This is a genomic window from Sinorhizobium chiapasense (assembly GCF_036488675.1).
Classification (GTDB): Bacteria; Pseudomonadota; Alphaproteobacteria; order Rhizobiales; family Rhizobiaceae; genus Sinorhizobium; species Sinorhizobium chiapasense.
Genome location: NZ_CP133152.1, coordinates 584,975 through 604,381, shown reverse-complemented (window position 1 = coordinate 604,381; position 19,407 = coordinate 584,975). Strand labels below are relative to the sequence as shown.

Sequence of the window (19,407 nt, the reverse complement as noted above, 5' to 3'; positions counted from 1 at the left end):
CCGACCGGCCCGCGCGGCGGGACCGGTCGGCTTGTCCGTCAGATTTCCACGGTCAAGAAGTCCGAAAGCGGCAGTTGCAGCGCGGATGCGATACGCTTCAGCTTTGCTGGATTTTGATCCAAGCCACTTTCAATTTCACTAATTTCGACGTTGGCGAGGCCGCAAGTAACAGCAAGGTCTTCGATGCTGTAGCCGACAGCCTCGCGGGCGGCCCGGACACGGGCAGCCACGTCGTTGCTGACGATGGCAGCGGCTTGATTGTTGTCAAAACTTTCGAGTGAAATGGACATAAATGTCTCCTTCTCTTGGCATTGAATTTTTAGAAATTCGATGTTGAGGGGGGTGACACGCGCCTTGGCGACGGCGGTAACGTTTTATGTCATCACTGTAACATAGACAAGCCACCATACCGCGAAACGCGCTGCAACGGGCTCGCCTTGCACAATCAAATCCGAATGCAATCCCGCTGCGGACCTCATTGTGGGCGCTCACGGAGATTCCAACACCGCGGGGGCGAGATCCTGCTCCTATCCTTAAAACCAGTTTCCAGCGCGCGCCGTTGGCCATAGACTGAGACTCATGAGGGTTTTCAGTTTCACTGCGTTTCAGCACCTCCAGATCTTCAGTGGCATATTTGCTTTGCACAGGCTGCTGCTCGACACGGAAACGCGACATCGCGACAGCAGCAATGAGGCCGGGTATCTCGGTTCTCCACTGAACAGACAGTTGCCGTCGTTCCCTGTAACCGGCTCCGCCGGTTGGACACGGCACCCGGCGGAATTGTTTCCGTCGCCGAGCCAAGTGCGGCCGCAAGATCCCCCAATCCGATGGTGGTGCCCCGCTTTGGACGATAGCCCCACCTGAGGCACCCGAACGACTTTGGTGGATTGCCCCTTCTGAAGGGAAGGAACTGAAGATGACGAATCAAGCCGGAGCAAACGCAGCACCTAGGCCCGCGGGCGCGGAGGGCACGCCTCTCCGAGACCAGTTCGACATGATGCGCCATGCCTTCATGGCTTCCCCGGTGCTGAAGACAATCCTGTGGCTCACGGCCGGCAGCTTCGCGATCATCATCGCGACAGCGATCGGACAGATCATCCTCAACCGCTGGAACCGACCTTTTTTTGACGCGATCGAGCGGCGCGATCTCGACGCCTTTTTCTATCAACTCCTGTTGTTTGTTTTCATCGCCGGTGGCCTGCTGGTGCTCAATGTCACGCAGCAATGGCTCAACCAGATGGTGCGATTGAAGCTGCGCGAGGGGCTGACGCTCGACCTGATCAACGAATGGATGCGGCCGCTGCGCGCCTTCCGGCTTGCCAACTCCGGCGCCATGGGAATCAATCCGGACCAGAGAATGCAGGAAGACGCCGGCCATCTTGCCGATCTCACCACCGACCTCGGTTTCGGCCTTCTGCAGTCGTCCATCCTGCTCGCGTCTTTCGTGAGCGTACTCTGGGCGCTGTCGGCAGGCTTTGTTTTCCATATCGGCGGCCACTCGCTCGAGATTCCGGGCTACATGGTCTGGGCCGCGATCCTTTACGCCGGCTCGGCATCTTGGCTGAGTTGGCTTGTCGGGCGGCCGCTGATCGCCTTGAACGGTGACCGCTACGCACGCGAAGCGGAACTGCGTTTCTCGCTGATGCACGTCAGCGAACACATCGACGCTATATCGCTTGCCGGGGGTGAAACCGGCGAGCGGCGGCGTCTGGAACTCGATCTCGCAACCGTGCTGGGCGCCATGCGCAACATCTACCGTGCCCAGATCAATCTTGGCTGGGTCCAGGACGGCTATGGCTGGGTCACGGTCGTCGCGCCGATCCTGGTCGCCGCGCCTGTCTATTTCGCCGGCGAGATCAGCTTCGGCGGCCTGATGATGGCCGTCGGCGCCTTCAACCAGGTTCACACATCGCTCAAATGGTTCGTCGCCAATATCAGTGCCATCGCGGACTGGCGGGCGACGCTTCTGCGCGTTGCCGCCTTCCGGCGTGCCATGATCATGACGGACGTCCTGCACGACGCGGAAAAACGGATCGAATTCGTCGAGAACGATACAAACAAGCTGACCTTCGACAACCTCGAGGTCGCGTCGTCGAGCGGACGCACCAGGCTTTCCGAACCGCATATCGAGATCGGCGCGGGTCAGCGCGTAGTCATCAGCGGCGACCCTCGCGCGGGAAAGACGTTGCTTTTCCGGGCGCTCGCACGGCTTTGGCCGTGGGGAAGCGGGCGCGTCGGAATGCCGGCTGGCGAGATGGTCGCGTTCATCCCACGCTCCCCGTATTTTCCGCGGGGCAAGCTGCGCGACGCGCTTTCCTATCCGCGCGCTGGCGCCTTCCCAGATGCGAGTCTCGTCGCAGCCCTTTCGAAAGTCGGGCTTGATCAGCTGACCACGCTGCTCGATCGTGAAGCGCGTTGGGAGCGCGAACTCAGCGACGACGAACAACGTTCTCTCGCCTTCGCACGGCTTGTTCTTCATCGACCGCGCTGGGTGATCATCGATGAGGCGCTCGAGACGATGGACGGCGAGGCGATGAAGCGGGCCCTATCCATCTTCGAGGACGACCTCCGCGATACCGCCGTCGTCAAGATCGGCCGCACGCCGCGGAATGGACCACTGTTCCCCCGCGTCATCCATCTCGTGAAGGACGCCGAAGGCCCCGTCCTCAAACCCATTCACCTGGGCGGTGGTATGCACGAGAAGGAACTTGTGGCCAGCGCACCTTGACCGGGTGCGGCATCGGCCGGCTGATAAGAGGAGCGCGCGATTTTCCGCCCACATCAGCATGCTCTAGGAGCAATTCCAGGAAAAGTGTGTAACGGTTTTCCGTCCGGAATTGCGTAATTTCAAAGAGTTAGATCATTTCACTGTTTCAAAGAAACAATGAAATGCTCTAGACACCGCGCTTGTTGCCCCAGAGCAGGACATGCAGCTGCGGCAGAACGCGCGCCTCGAACCAGCGGTCTTCGGTAACCTTGGCGACGAGCCAGAGCATACGCTCCATTATGCCGTCGATGTCGATCGTCGCGTCGTCGTCATCGGCGGCCGGCGGTGTGTGATTGCCGGGTTGCAGATAGACGGGCAGTTGCGGATAACGCGCGGCCGCCGCCCTGGCATAGGCGTAATCCGCCTCGTCGAAGACGACGATCTTCAGCACCGTTTGCGGCCTGCCCTTAGACATCCGCAGACATGCGTCGAATGCCTGCCAGTCGGTTGCCATCGCGCTCGACGGCGGCTTTGGGCTCAGCACCAACACGTCGAGATCGGCAAACCAGTGCCTGGCAACCGACCCCTGCGTTTCGAGGGCAAAACGATAGCCTTGGCGATGGCCGCGGTCGATGAGTTCGCCGAGCGGCTGGATAGCCGGATTGCCGCCGGAGAGCGAAACCATAAGCGGCCTCCCGCCGGAGAGCCGCGTGACCTCCTGCCAGACATCTTCCGTGGACATCGCCTGCCATTCGTCGCGATAGCGGCTGTCGACCGCATACATACTGTCACACCAGGAGCAGCGATAATCGCATCCACCGGTTCTGACAAAGACGGTCGGCAGGCCGATCAGCACGCCCTCACCTTGTATCGTCGGTCCGAAAATCTCGCTGACGCGGATCTCGGCAGATCTGTCGGAGGTCATGGCCGGTATTCCGCCCAGGTCTTCGCCGTTTCGCTGACGCGCACCGCGGTCGTCTCCGGAAGCCGCGCCTTGCACCAGTCGTAGAAGTGCTGTGCCAGACATTCCGCCGTCACCCGGTCGTGGCCGAGAACGTCGTTGAGATGCCGGTGATCGAAGGTCTCGTCGATGTAGCGCTTCAACGGCGCGAGCTCATGATAGTCGCGGACAAAACCGTGTTCGTTCAATGTTTTGGCCGAAAGCTCGACCTCGACGACGTAGTTGTGCCCGTGCAGCCGGGCGCACTGATGCTCGGGCGGCAGGCTGGTCAGCTGATGCGAAGCGGAGAAGTGGAATTCCTTGGTGATGCGGAACATTATTTCACCTCCTTGGCGGAGAAGGCGCCTGTAGCCGAAGCCCAGAAATCCGGATCGTCGTATTCCGTCGGATCCTCGACGCCCGCCAGATGAAAGGCTTCGCGTCTTTCGACGCAGGTGCCGCAACGACCACAATGGCGCGCGCCACCCTTGTAGCACGACCAGGTCTCGGCGAAAGGCGTCCGGTTCCTCGCTCCGTCCGCAACGATCTCGGCCTTGGAGACGTTGACGTACGGCGCATAGAGCGTGACGTCGGCATAGCCTTCCAGAGCATGGCTCTGCATCGTCTGGAACGTGTCGATGAACCCCGGCCGACAGTCGGGATAGATGAAGTGGTCGCCGCCATGTACGGCGGTCGCCACGGCATCGGCCTTGCGGGCCGCGGCAACGCCGAAGGCGATCGCGAGCATGATGGCGTTGCGGTTCGGCACGACCGTTACCTTCATGCTTTCCTCAGCGTAATGCCCGTCCGGCACGTCGACATCGTCGGTCAACGCCGAACCGCTAAGGTGACGGCCGATCTCGCGGATGTCGATGATCTCATGGGAAACGCCGAGACGTTCGGCGCAGGCGGCGGCGAAGTCCAGTTCCTTGCGATGCCGTTGGCCGTAGTCGAACGACAGCAGGCCGACAAGTTCGTGTTCCGCTGCGACTTTGTGCGCAAGCGAAACGGAATCCAATCCGCCGGAGCAGATTACGATGGTTTTCATGACAGGTGTCCTTGTTTTGACCGGGTAGGCTGCGACCGGAGTTTTACCTGCGCGCCTTGTAGGCCAAAGAGGACGACTTGTGAATACCCGCGGCGCCCAAATGCGAAGGACTGTCAACCAGCCCCGTCGACGGCGGCGGCACCGTCACCGCTACTGCATGTTTCCTTAAATCGTAGCCGATTTGAGGATAAAAACATGCAGCAATTCAAAGTGCGACAGCGCCCTTTGCGCGTCTGATAGGACGCGCGGCGCTGTAGTCGAGACCTTTCGCCCATGCGATTTCCGACGGATACCGCCCTTGATCGCCGCAACGCTCGCTCACGCTCAGAAGCTGTTGCGCTCGTGATAGGTGCGCAGGAAGGACTGAATACGCGCATCTTCCGGATGATGCAGGATGCGGTCGGGGCTGTCCACGCCGACCAGTTCACCTTTCTCCATGAAGACGACCTGATCGGCGACATGGGCGGCGAAACCCATTTCATGCGTCACCACCACCATGGTCATCCCCTCGCCGGCGAGCGTTTTCATGACGTTCAGCACCTCGCCGACGAGTTCCGGGTCCAGCGCAGAGGTCGGCTCGTCGAATAGCATAAGCTTGGGTTCCATGGCGATCGCGCGGGCAATCGCAACGCGCTGCTGCTGGCCGCCGGAAAGCCGCGAGGGATGGTTTGCCATCTTATCCGCCAGCCCGACTTTGGCCAGCGCCTCGGCGGCGCGGCGTTCCGCCTCGGATTTCGACATGCCGCGCACGCGGATCAACCCCTCGGCGACATTCTCCCTGGCAGTCATGTGCGGCCAGAGGTTGAACTGCTGGAACACCATGCCGATCGAGCGCCGCATCTCGCGCAGCTTGCGGCCCGACATCTTCTTGCCCGGCGCGTCATAGCCGATCAGCTGACCATCGATGCGCACTTCGCCGGAATCATATTCCTCAAGGAAATTTATGCAGCGCAGGAGGGTCGACTTTCCCGAACCTGAAGGTCCGATCAGACAGGTGACCTTGCCGGGCAGGATCGACAGGTCGACATCCTTCAATGCATGAAAGTTGCCGTAGTATTTGTTGACCTTGCGGATTTCGACGGATGACGCAGCAAGCATCTTACGTCCTTTCGATCAGATGTTTCGTGATGCGCGCTTCCAATCTGTGGCCGACACGCGAGATCGCCTCGACCAGCCCCCAGAAGAACAGCGCCAATACCACGTTTGCTTCCAGGTAGCGGAAGGTCTCGGTGGACATTCGCTGCACCTGATAAAGCAGCTCGGGAACGGTTATGATCGACAGGATCACCGTTTCCTTGGCGAGGATGATTGAGAAGTTCACGAGCGCCGGCAACGCGGAGACCAGGCCCAGGGGCAGCAGGATACGGCGCACGATATTGAGTTCGGACATGCCGATCGCACGGGCCGCCTCGATCTGACCAAGTGGTACGGCGCGGAAACCCGAGCGGAATATCTCGGCGAAATAGGGACTGCCATAGATCGTCAGTCCCAGGAGGCCCGCGGGCAGCGCATCAAGGCGCAGGCCGACGAGCGGGCCGCCGTAGTAGAGCACGAACAACTGGACCAGGAAGGGCGTGCCGCGGATCACTTCGATGTAGGCTTGGACGATCCACGTGACCCAGCGCGGCCCATAGCGCTGAATGAGCGCGATGACGAGGCCAAGCGCCATGCCGAAGACCGTGCCAAGGGCCCAGCAGAGGACGGTATTGCCGAAGCCCTTCAGCAGCGAGGGGCCGTATTGCTGCAGGATGCTCCATTCCATCAGACGGCCGTCCTGTGTTCGAGGTAACGTCCCAGCGCCGCCAGGCACAAGTTTATCAGCAGATAGATGCAGGCCGCCGCTATATAGACCTCAAGCGGACGGAAGGTCGTAGCGGCCTGCGCCTGGCTGGCGCGAGTGATTTCGAGAATGCCGACGACCGAAACCAGCGAAGACGCCTTCACAAGCAAGATAAGTTCGTTGATCAGCGCCGGCAGCGAAAGCGTCACGGCCTGTGGAAGGATCACCCGGGTCCACACGTCGCGAGGGTTCATGCCGATGGCGACCGCGGCCTCGGTCTGTCCCTTCGGCAGCGCCGCGATCGCGCCGCGCCAGATTTCCGAGATATAAGCGCTGGCGCAGATGCCCACGGTCACCACGGCGGCGACCATCGGGGGAACGTCCAGGCCGATGACCGGCAAGGTGTAGTAGAACACCAGCAGCTGCACCAGCAGCGGCACGCCGCGCAGGAAACTGACCCAGATGGCTGCAAAGCGGCGCAGTGGCGGGTAAGGCGACAGGCGCGCGGCACAGATCAGTGTACCGATCACCAGACCCAGCCCGATACCCAGAACGGAGATCAGCAGCGTGTATCGCGCCGCCCAGAACAGCGGCCCAAAGCTTTCAAGGAAAACTGCGAAGGAAAACATGCGCCCTCACCTTGGTATAAGGGAACGGGCGGAGGTGGCCTCCGCCCGCAAGCAACTTAGTTTGCCGGGACTTCGCGGGGCAATTCGGCATAGGTGCCGAGCCACTTTTCCTGAATGGCCTTGACGCGGCCGTCAGCAGTCATCTTCAACAGCGCGTCGTTGATGGCCTTGGCAAAGCCGTCGCTGTCGGCATCCTTGCGCAGCACCCAGGCAAAATACTTCGGCTCACCGAACTGGGCCGGCGTGAAGAGGGCAAAGGTCTCGGCGCGGTTCTTCACCAGATAGGTGAGGTTCGGCAGCGAGCCAGCAACCGCATCCAGACGGCCGGCGGCGAGGTCGGCATAGGCTTCGTCCGTGGTGCCGTATTCCTTGATCGTCACATCGCCCAGCTTCTGGCCATAGGCCTCAAGCTGCTTGAATTGCGCGGTACCCTGCTGGACGCCGACGGTCTTGCCCTTGATGTCCTCGGGTTTGGTAAGCTCGCTGTTGTTCGCGGCCTTGACCAGAGAGACGGTCGCATCAGCAATCGGCAAGGTGAACGTGTAGCGCTCAAGCCGCTCCGGCGTGATGGTCACCGGTGCGATCACGATATCGAACTTCTTGACCTCAAGACCCGGCAGTTCGGCGGTCCAGGGAATATCCTGATACACCGGCTCGACACCGATCTCCTTGGCGACCGCATCGAACAGGTCCTTGGTCATGCCCTCATAGGTGCCGTTGTTCAGCATGTCGAAGGGGGCGTAGTGCATGTCGGTCGCCGTGACGATCTTGCCCGCAGCCTTGATGTCCGCAAGCTGGTCGGCCTCGGCGGCGCTGGCGAGGCCAAGCGCGGCCAGCCCGAAAAGCGCGCCTTTGATGGTCATATGAATGCTCATTGCAGTTGCTCCTTGTTGCGTATTGCCCACTGGATTGTCTACGGTTCGGCCCTACAGCGCCGCGTCTTATAAGAGCGCAAAGGACGCTGTAGCACTTTGAATTACTGCATGTTTTTATCCCCAAATCGGCTAGGATTTAAGGAAACACGCAGTAGGTTCACTTCAGCATCTGGCCGGAAATGATGATGCGTTGAATTTCACTTGACCCTTCGTAGATTCGCATAATCCGCAAATCGCGGTTTATCCGTTCGATCGGAAAATCACGAGTATATCCATAGCCGCCGTGCAGTTGCAGCGCGCAATCCGCGATGCGGCCCGCAGCCTCGGATGCATGCAGCTTGGCCATGGAAGCCGCCAGCGAGAAGCGTCCCCCGCCCGCGTGCGCCAGGTCCCGTTGTCGCGCCGCGTCCTGCGCGACCAGCAAGGCCGAACGATAGGCCAATCCCATATCCGCGATCATCCAGCGTATGCCCTGCCGGTCACTCAGCGGCTGGCCGCCGATAATGCGGTCCTTTGCATAGGCAATGGCGGCGTTCAACGCCGTCTCGGCCATTCCGAGGCATTGAGCGGCCACTTCGATACGCCCACTGTCCAGCACCTGCATGGCCGTGCGGAAGCCGTTGCCCTCCTCGTCGAACAGCGCGTCCGCGGGGAGATGGCAATCAATGCTCAGCGTAAAGACATGACCGCCCTTCAGCCCCATGGTCTTTTCCGCCGGACCAGCTTCAAGGCCCGGCGTACCCTTGGGCAGTATGAAGGCCGAGATGCCGCGATGTCCCTTCTCCGGGTCGGTCACCGCATAGAGCACGATGAAATCCGCCACACCGCCATTCGAGATGAAGCATTTCGTACCCTTAACATGCCAACCGGTGTCGGTGCGGCGTGCGCGGGTCTTCATGTCGGCCGGGTCGGATCCCGCGGCGGGTTCGGTCAAGCCGAACGCTCCCAATGCCTCACCCGTCGCGGCCCTGGTCAGCCATTCCAGTTTTTGCGTCTCCGTTCCGCCGATGAGGATCGAGTCTGTCGCCAGATAGTGTGCCGTCAGCGCCGACGCCGTGGAGCCGCAAGCCCCGGCGACGATCGCCACCGCCCTGAGCAGCGCCGGGGCAGAGATGCCGCTGCCGCCATATGCCTCGGGCAGATTGGCGCCCAGCATCCCGGCTTCAGCCAATGTCGCCAGTTGGTCATGAACGAAGGTCGAGGTTTCGTCGGTTTCGGCCGCCCTTGGGGCGATGCGCTCCGCGCAAATGCGAGTGAGCACGTCGCAGAACAGCCGCTCTTCCTCGGCCAGCATGTGCCATTCGTCAGTCATCCGCGTTTCTCCAATCCGAATTCCTGCAGGATCGCGTCGCGATCGCCTCCGAGGCGCGGGGCCGAGGCGATCGCCACCGGTTTTTCGCCGTCGAAGCGGACAGGCTGACCGACTGTGGCCGCCTCGCCCAGCACCGGATGCTGCAGCAGGCTGACCAACCCGCGCATGGCTGCGTGCTCGTTCGAGATCGCCTGCGCGATATCCCAGATCGGTGCGGCCGGGAGGCTTGCGGCGGAAAGGGCCGCGACGGCCTCCTCGGTGGTCACGGCGCGGGACCAGCTTTCGATCAGCGCCTTCAACGCCGGTTCATGCTCGGTGCGGCTCGTATCTGTGGCGAAGCGTGGATCGTCGGCAGCCTCCGGCGCGCCGATGAGATGGGCGAGCGCGGCAAATTGTCGGGCGTTCAGAACGGCGATCACCACCTGCCCATCCCTGGTGGCAAAGCAACCGAACGGCGTCGAGAGCGGATGGCGGTTGCCGACACGTCGCGGCAGTTGTCCGGCATAGAGATGCAGCGCGTGGCTGGTGGTCAGCATGGAAAACAGCGCGTCATACATGGCGACATCGAGCGTGGCACCCTGCCCTGTCGTATTGCGCTGCACCAGCGCGGCCATGATTGACCAGCTGGCAAACAGCCCGGCCAACAGATCGGCGATGCTTTCGCCGGTCTTCAGCGGCGCACCACCCTCCTCGCCGGTGCCGGCCATGAGCCCGGACATGGCTTGCACGACCAGGTCATAGGCCGGCAGATCCTTAAATGGACCCTCCTGGCCGAAGCCCGAGATCGAGCAATAGATGAGGCGCCGATTGGCTGCCCGCAGCGCCTCCGCGCCAAGCCCCAACCGCGCGGCCACGCCTGGGCGAAAATTCTCGACCACAACATCGACACGAGCCGCAATCGCCTCAGCCAGCGCCAGGTCGTCCGCGCTCTTGAGGTCCAGAGCTATGCTGCGCTTACCGCGGTTGTTCAGCGTGAAGAGCGCGCTTTCGCCCTGACTGAACGGGCCGATATGGCGATAGTCATCGCCTGCGGGTGGTTCCACCTTGATGACCTCGGCCCCGAGATCGGCGAGCAGCGCCGTACAGTAAGGCCCAGCCAACACACGGGACAGGTCCAGCACCTTGATCCCCGCCAGCGGCCGGCTCATACCCGCGCCTCCGACGCCGGGCGCACTGCCCCGTCACGAGTCATGGCATTGCTGAGAACGTGCATCTGCTCCTCCTCCCGATTGGCGCCGACACATGGATAATGTCTAAACATAATACAGCCTATATGTCTATACTTATTTTGAAGATACGTGTAACCTTGGGTCCATTGGCGCCGCTAGCTATCTAAGGTGCGGAGGAGATGTGAGCGACAAACAGACTGGCCGGACCATGCCCAAGGCACAAAGCATCGCCGACGAGGTACGTCGCCGCATCGTCGAACTGAAATGGCGCCAGGGTGAGCGTATACCCGACGAGGCAGACCTGGCCGTCGAGTTCGACGCCGCCCGGGCGACCGTCAACAAGGCGCTGCAAGTGCTCGCGGATGAGGGCTTGCTGGATCGCAAGCGACGGGCCGGCACGCGCGTGGCGATCAATCCGGTGCGCAAGGCGACCTTCTCAATTCCGATCGTGCGCGAGCAGGTCGAGGAAGCAGGAATGGCCTACAGCCATCGCGTCGTCGCGCAGCGGTTTAGCCCGATCCCAGCGCAGATCGCAGGGCGCCTCGGCCTTCCGGAAGGTGAGCGCCTGGTTCATCTCAGGGCCGTGCACTACGCGGACGGAAAGCCCTATCAACTCGAGGACCGCTGGCTAAATCCCCGCGCCGCGCCAGGGCTGCAGCAAGCCGGCTTCCGGGAACTCAATGCCAACGAATGGCTGGTGCGCAACGCCCCCTACCTTCGGGCGGATTTTTCCTTTTCAGCCGAAAACGCCGACCGACGCGACGCGCGTCTGCTGCGGACAAGGCAAGGTCAGGCACTGCTGATCCTGCATCGCACAACCTGGAACGATCTCGGCCCCATCACCACGGTCCGGGTGGCGTTCCAGCCCGGGCACCGTTTCGGCGCCGGCGAGGGCCGCGATTACGGGGCTAACACCTGATGCAAATCTTACGGAAGCGAATGCGCAATTCGCTTCCGCTAAGTTCGTATCCGCTCCGTACAGCCGAAATCCGATCAAAGCGACGCCACGGGTCATGCGCCTTACCAGGCGCGCGGCCCGTGTACCTTGAGCTTCTGCGTGAACGCGGCCGTTTCAACCATCGTTGAGGACAAGGCCCTTGGTCAGCTCCAGCGCCTGCCGCTCGAAGAGCCCGCGGTAAATGCCGCCCTTCAGACGAATGAGCGTGCCATGATCGCCCTCTTCCGCGATGCGACCGCGGCTGAAGACCAGCAACCGGTCGAGCGCGCGCACCGTCGACAGCCGATGCGCGATCACCAGCGTCGTGCGTCCCATCATCAGCCGCTCCATCGCCTGCTGGATCAGCACCTCGGATTCGGAGTCGAGGCTCGATGTCGCCTCGTCGAGGATCAGGATCGGCGCGTCGGCCAGGAATGCCCGGGCGATCGCGACGCGCTGACGCTCGCCACCGGACAGCTTGACGCCGCGCTCGCCGACCAGCGTCCCGTAGCCTTTCGGCAGCGCCGCAATAAAATCATGCGCACTTGCGAGCCTTGCCGCCTCCTCGACCTCGCGCTGGGTCGCTCCCGGTCGCCCATAGGCGATGTTTTCGGCAAGCGAACGGTGGAACAGGATCGGCTCCTGCTGCACGATGGCGATCTGCTGGCGGAGCGACGCCTGCGTCACGCCGGCGATATCCTGCCCGTCGATCCTGATTTCGCCTGCCTTCAGGTCGTGGAGGCGCTGGATCAGTTTGACGAAGGTGGTCTTGCCTGAACCGGAATGGCCGACAAGGCCGACCCGCTCGCCGGCCCGGATGGTCACCGAAAAGCGGTCATAGAGCGGTACCCGGTGCGCGCCGTAGTGGAAGGTCACATCGGCGAACTCGATCTTGCCATCGGTGATGCGGATCGCCTTCGCACCGGCACGGTCTTCGATGCCAAGCGGCTGGGCGTGGATGTCGACAAGCTCCTCCATGTCGTTGATCGACCGCTGCAGGTTGCGGATGTGCATACCCACTTCGCGCAGATATCCTTGCAGGATGAAGAAGGATGTCAGCACGAAGGTGATGTCGCCGGCGCTCGCCTGTCCCCTCGCCCACAGCACCAAGGCAAAACCGATCACCGCCGCGCGTAGCACGAGCAGCATGGCGCCCTGTGCGGTGCCGTTGAGCGTTCCGCGAGTCCAGGTGCGTCGCGTCCGGTTCTGCCACTTGGCAAGCACCCTGGCGAGGCGTTGATCTTCGCGACGCTCGGCGCCGAAACCCTTGACGACGATGTTGCAGCTGATCGCGTCAGCAAGGGCACCCCCGAGCCTTGTATCCCAACCGTTGGCGAGGCTTGCCATCGGCGCCACATAGCCGAGCGAGAGGGCGACGGTGACCGCAATGAAGGCGATCGAGCCGAGCCCGATGATCAGGCCCATCATCGGCCAGTACCAGGCCATCAATGCCGTCGACCCCGCCAGCATGATCACCGACGGAAACAGCGCCACCAGCAGCGTGTCGTTCAAGAGATCCAGCGCCCACATCCCGCGCGTCACCTTGCGCACGGTCGAGCCGGCGAAGCTGTTGGCATGCCAGTCGCTGGAAAACCGCTGGATGTGGTGGAATGCGGCCGACGCGATGTCGGACATCATCTTCAGCGTCAGAGTGACGATGCCCATGAACGTCATGTGCCTGAGCACGATGGCGCCGAGCGACAGCGCCATCAGCATGAGGAACGCCGAGACCGCCGCGTTCCAGGCAATCTCGTCGGTCGCTGCGCCCGAGACGACAGCGTCGACGAGCCTGCCGGAATAGAGCGGCGTCAACACATCGGCAAGCGTGGACAGAAGCACGGCGCCGAGGATCGCCAGGAGCCGCGCCGGCTGTCTCTTCCAATGAGCCCAGCAAAAGCGGAAGACACTACGGAACGCGCGGTCGCGCGCCACGAAACGAGTAAAAGCCATATGATTTGCCCGGTGACGGGTGCACCGGCCTCAAAATCCAGTAACGAAAGGAATGCCGCCAGGAAAAGCGAACTGGTGCGGCATCAATGAATCGGCGCGATCTCCAAGGCGGAGAGCGCCGGACGAAGCCAATCCCCTACGCCGCAATCAGAAGCGCAAGCGCCCCGTGTCATACGGAGAATATTGGATCGCCCGATAGGGAGAAGGAAAAAACTGTCATCTTAGCCTCCCTGATTCTGATTGCCGAAGGACCCCTTATAGTTGAACACGGCCGAAGCGCCAAGCGCGTATATTGCATTTTCGGTGTCGCTGCTGGCCAAGTGCAGCCCGTTTGCAACAGTTGCCCGCCACCATCGGCGCAGAATAGCCGCGTAGCCTAAAAATGCCGCCCGCTTTGCAGAACTTTTACAATGTGCTGGGAATTTCGCCGCTATTCGTTGCAAACCGTAAAGCGGTTCCTATTGAAACTAGATGCGAATCTCGAGGTTGACTGTGCAGAACAACAACATTCTTGTCGTCGGCGGCGCCGGCTATATCGGCTCCCATACGTGTCTCCAACTGGCCGCCAAGGGCTACCAGCCCATCGTCTACGACAACCTCTCGAACGGTCACGAAGAATTCGTCAAATGGGGTGTTCTCGAAAAAGGTGACATTCGAGACCGCAAGCGTCTCGACGACGTTCTCGCACGATACCGGCCACGCGCGATCCTGCATTTTGCGGCCATGATCGAAGTCGGCGAGTCGGTGAAGGATCCGGCCGCATTCTACGACAACAACGTCATCGGCACGCTCACCTTGCTGTCGGCGGCGCTTGCTGCCGGGATCGACGCCTTCGTATTCTCGTCCACCTGTGCCACCTACGGCCTGCCCGATAGCGTGCCGATGGACGAAACGCACAAACAGGCGCCGATCAACCCCTATGGGCGCACGAAATGGGTCTGCGAGCAGGCGCTGAAGGACTATGATCTGTACAAGGGCCTGCGTTCCGTGATCCTGCGCTACTTCAACGCCGCCGGCGCCGACTTCGAAGGAAGGATCGGTGAATGGCACGAGCCGGAAACCCACGCGATACCGCTCGCGATCGACGCGGCCCTTGGCCGCCGGGAAGGCTTCAATGTGTTTGGCACCGACTACGATACCCGTGACGGCACCTGCGTGCGCGACTACATCCATGTCCTCGACCTTGCGGATGCCCATGTGCGGGCGGTCGACTACCTGCTGGAAGGCGGCAAGAGCGTCGAACTCAATCTTGGTACGGGCACCGGTACGACGGTCAAGGAGCTTCTGAGCGCGATCGAAAAGGTTGCGGAGCGGCCGCTCAATATCCGCTATGCAGAGCGGCGCGAAGGCGACTCGACCACCCTGGTCGCCAACAACGACAAGGCGCGCGCGGTGCTCGGCTGGGAGCCGCAATACGACCTCGCGGCGATCACCGAGTCCGCCTGGAACTGGCATTCACGCAGAAATCAAGGCGTCTGATCTGCTACGAGTATCCTTAAATCGGCTCCGATTTAAGGATACCAACCTTCAGCAATATCGAAGCGCTACAGCGCCATGCGTTAGAAAAAGCGGGCGCTGTAGACGTGTGTCCCTCCAAAAGCATGTCTCGCCTTAAACAGGCGGGCATACACTCCAGGGTAACCGCGCCGACGCTGGCAAGCGCTTCAATGCCGGCCTACCCGGCCACGCTTTCGGCCGCCGGTTGCATGCGCTTTCGATAAAGCAACGGACGCTCCAGCATGGCATAGCCGGCAATACCGATCACGGTTCCGGAAAGCACCGAAACAGCCAACGCTATCCAGGCATCGATCCCGACCATCGAAGCAGCCTTGGCGACCACGGAAATCGCGAAGGTGTGCCAGATGTAGATCGAGTAGGAAGCATTGCCGAGAAGGTTCGGCAACTGCAGCGAACGGATATGTCCGTGCGCCTCGATCGAGAGGGCGCCGACGACCAGCATCACCGCAAGCGGACCGATTGTGAATTCATCGAATGGCAGGTGAAGGATACCGATAAGCAGGAAGCCGCCGAACGAGCAAGCGATCAGCGCCACGCCGGCCACGAGCGGCGGCACCCTCCCCTTCAGCCACAACTCGGCGATGACCATACCTGCCACGAATTCAAGGATGATGGGCCGAGTGTAAGTCAGCATCAAGGGATTGTCGAAGCTGGTCACGAGTCCGGCCACGACCAGGAAGAAGAAGAGACCGGCGATCGAAGGCAGGCGCCATTTTCGGGGCAGCAACAGCGAGATCGCGAACACAGCGTAAAAAAGCATCTCGAAATTGAGCGTCCAGCCTTGCACCAGAACGGGCCATATCTCACCGTTGCTCGGAGAGCGCATTGGCATGAAGAACAGCGAAGCGAGCACATGCTCGACGGATAGAACCATGTTCGGGAAGAGCCCCGCGATCCCTCCGGCGACCATGACCATGGCCGCCAGCCAATAGATGGGCACGATGCGGCGGATGCGATCGACCATGAATCGCGCCGGCGTGACGGGCCGGCGATCGCTGATCACCCACATGATGAAGCCGCTGATGACGAAGAAGACGTCAACGCCGGCGGCGCCGATCGCGAAATGATGGCCAGTCTTTTCTGCGGCATGGAATATCACCACCGCCAGCGCGGCCGCAGCGCGCAGGTATTGGATCCCGTGGATCGTTTTCATCAGGCGCCCCCACGACGCAGTATTATGCGCTGAAACGAACTCTGTAGGCTGTAGAACGCCGTTCCTCCGGCCACAGCCAGTTCATGGTCGGTCGCGTGCGCCTGATCGTCAGCTTGCCCGCCGAAAAATACAGCAAGAACGACCCGACATGATACGGGTTGAGAATGTCGACCTCGACGAACGATCGGATGAGAAGCAGAATTGCTATACCAAAGAGCACCATCGAATCCGGATCGCGATCCTCGGAAAGCAACCGCTTCAGGTGGCCGAAGACCGTTGTGACCAGTACCATGGTCAGCAACAGGAGGCCGATCAGCCCCGTTTCCACGATGGCCTCGATATAGGTGTTATGGAAATGGAAGCCGGAGCGCGCGGTGATGTAAAATTCTTCCCAAAGCCGCTCAGCCTCGGAAAACCCCTGGATCCAATAGGCCTGGTAGCCGACCCCGACGATCGGGGAAACACTTGCCGCCTCGATGCCCTGCTGCCACAGATAGGTGCGGCCCGTAAGGGTCGAATTCTTGCCGAATGCGCCGAGCACCACATCGATCCCACCGCTGTAGGTGATCGCAACGGCGGCGACCACGCCGAACACTGCCGCGGCGAGAAAGAGGCCCTTGCGGTTCGAAGGCCGCAGGGCGGATATCACCCGCATGCCGAGCGAGAGGCCAATGATTGCAGCGGTCGTCAGGACCGAAGTCGCCGACTGCGAAGCCAGCAGCGAGTAGGCAGCGATCAACCCGGAGACGCCCGCCGCAGCCATCCAGACGCCGCGCTCGCCAAGGGTGAAAACGGCAACGAAGGCGAAATAGATGCCCAGCGAAGCGTAGAAGCCCAATTGGTTCTTCGATGAAAAGGCGCCCACAAAACTGAACGTACCGTCCAGCGGATCGTAGTGATAAACGCCGAAAAGCAGCGAATAGAGAAGGACAATGGCGACGCCGGCGATCCCTCCGCGCGTCAGGGTCGGGATGTCGATCGTCCGCATGGCGATCAGCGCACAGACGACGTGGCTGAGATATTGCACCCCGGTGCGCATCGTCATCCCCGGCGCCGCCGACCAGAAGAAGGAGACGCAGGCGAAGACAGTGAAGGCGAGGATCCAGATATACTTGCCGTAACTGCCTAGAACCTTGCGGTAGTCGACGAGAACCAGAGGCAGCCACAAAGCGTAGTAGAACAGGATCGAAACCTGTCCGAAGCGCGGCGAATAGGCGAAGACGAACAACGACAGCGCCACGGCGAAAGTGCCGTAAAGCTGATTCGTTCCGGGGCTGACGAGGCTCGCCTTCGAAATCCGCATGCTGGAACTCACCGCATCGCCAGTGCTGCGCTTACCTTGATGACGTCTCCGGGCAGCACCTCGGTGTTCTCGTTCGCCGCGATCTCCGTCGGCTTGCCATCCTTTTCACGGATGATCGAGTAGGTGATGTTCGCCTCGGATTTTTGGTCTTCCAGTCGAGCCGCTTCTGCCGATTGCAGCAGAGCCTCGGCCATGAGGTCGCGATTGGTGCCGACCTTCAGCGAAAGCGTGTCGAGCTCGGCCTCTGTGTTTTGCAGTTCCTGAGCGAGCTGTTCGTCCCAATCGTTGCGGAGATTGGTCTCGTCCTGCGTCGCTTTGTTGTAATCCTGCTTTGCCTTGAGCGAATTGGTGTCGATGTCGAGCAGCTGAGACTGCACGTCCGCAACCCTTTGTTCGAGCGCGAGTTTGCGCTGGCTCAACGCCAGTCCCTTTTCGGCGAGGCTGTCGACCTTCTCGCGATCTTCAATGACGAGTTCAAGCTGGCGGGCCTGCGTTTCTGATTTTTTCCCGAGCGACTCGATCTCGCTTTGAAGAAGAGATTTAAGATCGGCAAGGGCGTCCAGTTGTCGCTCCTGTCGCTTGTCGCGCGACTCCATCAAAGCCGTCTCATCGGCGAGCAGGTTGTCGATGCCCTCGACGTTCTTGAGTTCGCTGGGCAATTCGATCTTGTTGCGCTTGCCGATTTCAGCCTGGAGCCGGGCGCGGCGAATGAGCAGCCTGTTGCGCTCCGCGACCTGCACGGCGGATTCGCCGCTCGCCGTGATGTAGTCCCGGACGAAACGCCCGCCGCTTTCGGCCCGGCGCAGTCCGCCACCGAGGCTGACGGCCTTGAGTACCGTCATCTTCGGGACATAGGGATATTCCCCAGGGGTCTCCACTTCGCCGGTAAGATAGACGGGACGGTATTGCGCCATTTCGACGGACGCCGACGGCCGGTCGCGCAGGCCAAAAAGCTTCTGCATCTGGATGCCGATCTCGGTGGCGACTTCCGTTGTCGTCTTGCCCGAGGCAGGCAGGTCACCGACAAAAGGCAGCGAGAGATTACCCGACGCGCCGACCGTGTACTCGCCACTGACCGCCGACCAGTCGCGCACGGAGCCCTCGGCCGTCTGCCACTCGGCAACGCGCACGCGAAGCTTGTCCATCACGCCAAGCCGATATTCGTCGGCTTGTGCGGCGGTCGCCCCCGACGCGGCAATGACCGCGATGAGCGCGACACGGGCGAAACAGGAAAGCTTTTTGGAGACGTCAAACGTCCCCGAAGTTTTGATAGGTTGCATTTTCGTGATGTCCTGATGCCTGACACTGTCTTGACCCTGAGGGTCAGCGTCAGGGTTTCAATAGCTGCCGCGGGAGAAGCAGACGGCAGGAATCGTCTTGACGACAATGGCAAGGTCGGCAAGGAGCGACCAGTTCTGGACGTATTGCGTGTCGAAGGCCACTCTGGCGGCGTAGGATACGTCGTTACGGCCACTGATCTGCCAAAGGCCGGTCAGACCAGGCCGGGAGCGCAGGTAGTAGACGGCAGCCGAATCATAAAGCTCGAGCTCGTCCTCTACGACCGGGCGCGGACCGACCACGCTCATTTCGCCGCGAATGATGTTGAGGAGCTGCGGCAGCTCGTCGAGGCTGAGCTTGCGCAACACGGCTCCCACCGCGGTTACCCGGGGGTCATCCTGCAGCTTGCGGGTCGTGCGCCACTCTTCGTAGGCGTCAGAATTCTCCTTGAAATAGTCTTGCAGCACGCGATCGCCATTCTCCATCATCGTCCGGAATTTCAGGCACTTGAAGGCCTGACCGTTGTGGCCGATACGGCGGTGTCCATAGAAAACACTCCCGCCATCAGAGAGCTTCACGAGCGCCATGATGAGCAGGAAGAGCGGGCTGAAGAACACGAGAGCCAAGGACGCGGCGGCAATGTCAAAACTTCGTTTCGATATGCCTCCTATCGGCCGGAATACCCCGGTCTCATTTGCGATAAAAAACGGCGAACTGGCCGAGCGAGTCGCGGACTTCATAGAGGTGACTCCATTTACGTTTTGCGATTGTCGGTCCCGCAGGACGCGGGTCATCTAGCGCGAGTGTA

At 61.1% G+C, this 19,407-nt stretch carries 18 protein-coding genes; 3 read left to right on the top strand and 15 right to left on the bottom strand.

The window, feature by feature from the left end:
* Positions 1-38: 38 nt before the first annotated feature.
* The gene (locus RB548_RS27520) at positions 39-290 is read right to left on the bottom strand and encodes a helix-turn-helix domain-containing protein (RefSeq protein WP_331376919.1); all 252 of its coding nucleotides are present in this window, start codon (positions 288-290) and stop codon (positions 39-41) included.
* Positions 291-916: 626 nt separating this feature from the next.
* Here RB548_RS27520 and RB548_RS27515 point away from each other — a divergent pair.
* Positions 917-2,728 carry an ABC transporter ATP-binding protein/permease gene (locus tag RB548_RS27515; RefSeq protein ID WP_331376918.1) on the top strand — a complete coding sequence of 604 codons (1,812 nt, stop codon included), beginning with the start codon at positions 917-919 and terminating at the stop codon, positions 2,726-2,728.
* Between the two features lie 166 nt (positions 2,729-2,894).
* Here the strand turns inward: RB548_RS27515 and queE are convergent, their stop codons facing one another.
* The 9 genes from queE to RB548_RS27470 all read right to left on the bottom strand — a co-directional run bounded on the left by queE (position 2,895) and on the right by RB548_RS27470 (position 10,439).
* Positions 2,895-3,632, bottom strand: a complete 738-nt coding sequence (queE, locus tag RB548_RS27510; RefSeq protein WP_331376917.1) for a 7-carboxy-7-deazaguanine synthase QueE — start codon at positions 3,630-3,632, stop codon at positions 2,895-2,897.
* Positions 3,629-3,985 (bottom strand): 6-carboxytetrahydropterin synthase QueD, encoded by a 357-nt coding sequence (queD, locus tag RB548_RS27505; RefSeq protein WP_331376916.1) that lies wholly within the window; start codon positions 3,983-3,985, stop codon positions 3,629-3,631. The genes queE and queD overlap by 4 nt, the downstream gene beginning before the upstream one ends.
* Positions 3,985-4,695 carry a 7-cyano-7-deazaguanine synthase QueC gene (gene queC, locus RB548_RS27500; RefSeq protein WP_331376915.1) on the bottom strand — a complete coding sequence of 237 codons (711 nt, stop codon included), beginning with the start codon at positions 4,693-4,695 and terminating at the stop codon, positions 3,985-3,987. Before queC ends, queD begins: the two co-directional genes overlap by 1 nt.
* A gap of 324 nt (positions 4,696-5,019) precedes the next feature.
* Complete coding sequence (locus RB548_RS27495) at positions 5,020-5,793, bottom strand: amino acid ABC transporter ATP-binding protein (RefSeq protein WP_331376914.1); 774 nt, start codon at positions 5,791-5,793, stop codon at positions 5,020-5,022.
* Position 5,794: 1 nt separating this feature from the next.
* Positions 5,795-6,457, bottom strand: a complete 663-nt coding sequence (locus RB548_RS27490) for an amino acid ABC transporter permease (RefSeq protein WP_331376913.1) — start codon at positions 6,455-6,457, stop codon at positions 5,795-5,797.
* Entirely contained in the window at positions 6,457-7,104 is a 648-nt protein-coding gene (locus RB548_RS27485; protein ID WP_331376912.1) for an amino acid ABC transporter permease, read from the bottom strand. The genes RB548_RS27490 and RB548_RS27485 overlap by 1 nt, the downstream gene beginning before the upstream one ends.
* A gap of 56 nt (positions 7,105-7,160) precedes the next feature.
* Positions 7,161-7,979, bottom strand: a complete 819-nt coding sequence (locus RB548_RS27480) for a transporter substrate-binding domain-containing protein (protein WP_331376911.1) — start codon at positions 7,977-7,979, stop codon at positions 7,161-7,163.
* Positions 7,980-8,136: 157 nt separating this feature from the next.
* On the bottom strand, positions 8,137-9,291 hold the full coding sequence (locus RB548_RS27475) for an acyl-CoA dehydrogenase family protein (protein WP_331376910.1): 1,155 nt from the start codon (positions 9,289-9,291) through the stop codon (positions 8,137-8,139).
* Entirely contained in the window at positions 9,288-10,439 is a 1,152-nt protein-coding gene (locus tag RB548_RS27470; RefSeq protein ID WP_331376909.1) for a CaiB/BaiF CoA transferase family protein, read from the bottom strand. The genes RB548_RS27475 and RB548_RS27470 overlap by 4 nt, the downstream gene beginning before the upstream one ends.
* Positions 10,440-10,641: 202 nt before the next feature.
* Between RB548_RS27470 and RB548_RS27465 the strand changes: the two genes are divergently transcribed.
* Positions 10,642-11,379, top strand: a complete 738-nt coding sequence (locus RB548_RS27465; protein WP_331376908.1) for a GntR family transcriptional regulator — start codon at positions 10,642-10,644, stop codon at positions 11,377-11,379.
* A gap of 153 nt (positions 11,380-11,532) precedes the next feature.
* Here RB548_RS27465 and RB548_RS27460 read toward each other — a convergent pair whose 3' ends face one another.
* On the bottom strand, positions 11,533-13,347 hold the full coding sequence (locus tag RB548_RS27460) for an ABC transporter ATP-binding protein (RefSeq protein ID WP_331376907.1): 1,815 nt from the start codon (positions 13,345-13,347) through the stop codon (positions 11,533-11,535).
* A 471-nt stretch (positions 13,348-13,818) separates the two neighbouring features.
* Here RB548_RS27460 and galE point away from each other — a divergent pair, with 471 nt between their 5' ends.
* Entirely contained in the window at positions 13,819-14,826 is a 1,008-nt protein-coding gene (gene galE / locus RB548_RS27455; RefSeq protein ID WP_331376906.1) for a UDP-glucose 4-epimerase GalE, read from the top strand.
* A 196-nt stretch (positions 14,827-15,022) separates the two neighbouring features.
* Here the strand turns inward: galE and RB548_RS27450 are convergent, their stop codons facing one another.
* From RB548_RS27450 to RB548_RS27435, 4 genes are read right to left on the bottom strand one after another with little or no spacing between them, the layout of a single operon-like run.
* Positions 15,023-16,018, bottom strand: coding sequence for an acyltransferase family protein (locus tag RB548_RS27450; protein WP_331376905.1), 996 nt, complete (start codon positions 16,016-16,018; stop codon positions 15,023-15,025).
* A gap of 22 nt (positions 16,019-16,040) precedes the next feature.
* Positions 16,041-17,321: an O-antigen ligase family protein gene (locus RB548_RS27445; RefSeq protein ID WP_331376904.1), complete on the bottom strand. Its 1,281-nt coding sequence runs from the start codon at positions 17,319-17,321 to the stop codon at positions 16,041-16,043.
* 8 nt (positions 17,322-17,329) lie between these two features.
* Complete coding sequence (locus RB548_RS27440) at positions 17,330-18,601, bottom strand: polysaccharide biosynthesis/export family protein (protein WP_331376903.1); 1,272 nt, start codon at positions 18,599-18,601, stop codon at positions 17,330-17,332.
* A gap of 57 nt (positions 18,602-18,658) precedes the next feature.
* The gene (locus RB548_RS27435) at positions 18,659-19,339 is read right to left on the bottom strand and encodes a sugar transferase (protein ID WP_331376902.1); all 681 of its coding nucleotides are present in this window, start codon (positions 19,337-19,339) and stop codon (positions 18,659-18,661) included.
* Between the last annotated feature and the right edge of the window lie 68 nt (positions 19,340-19,407).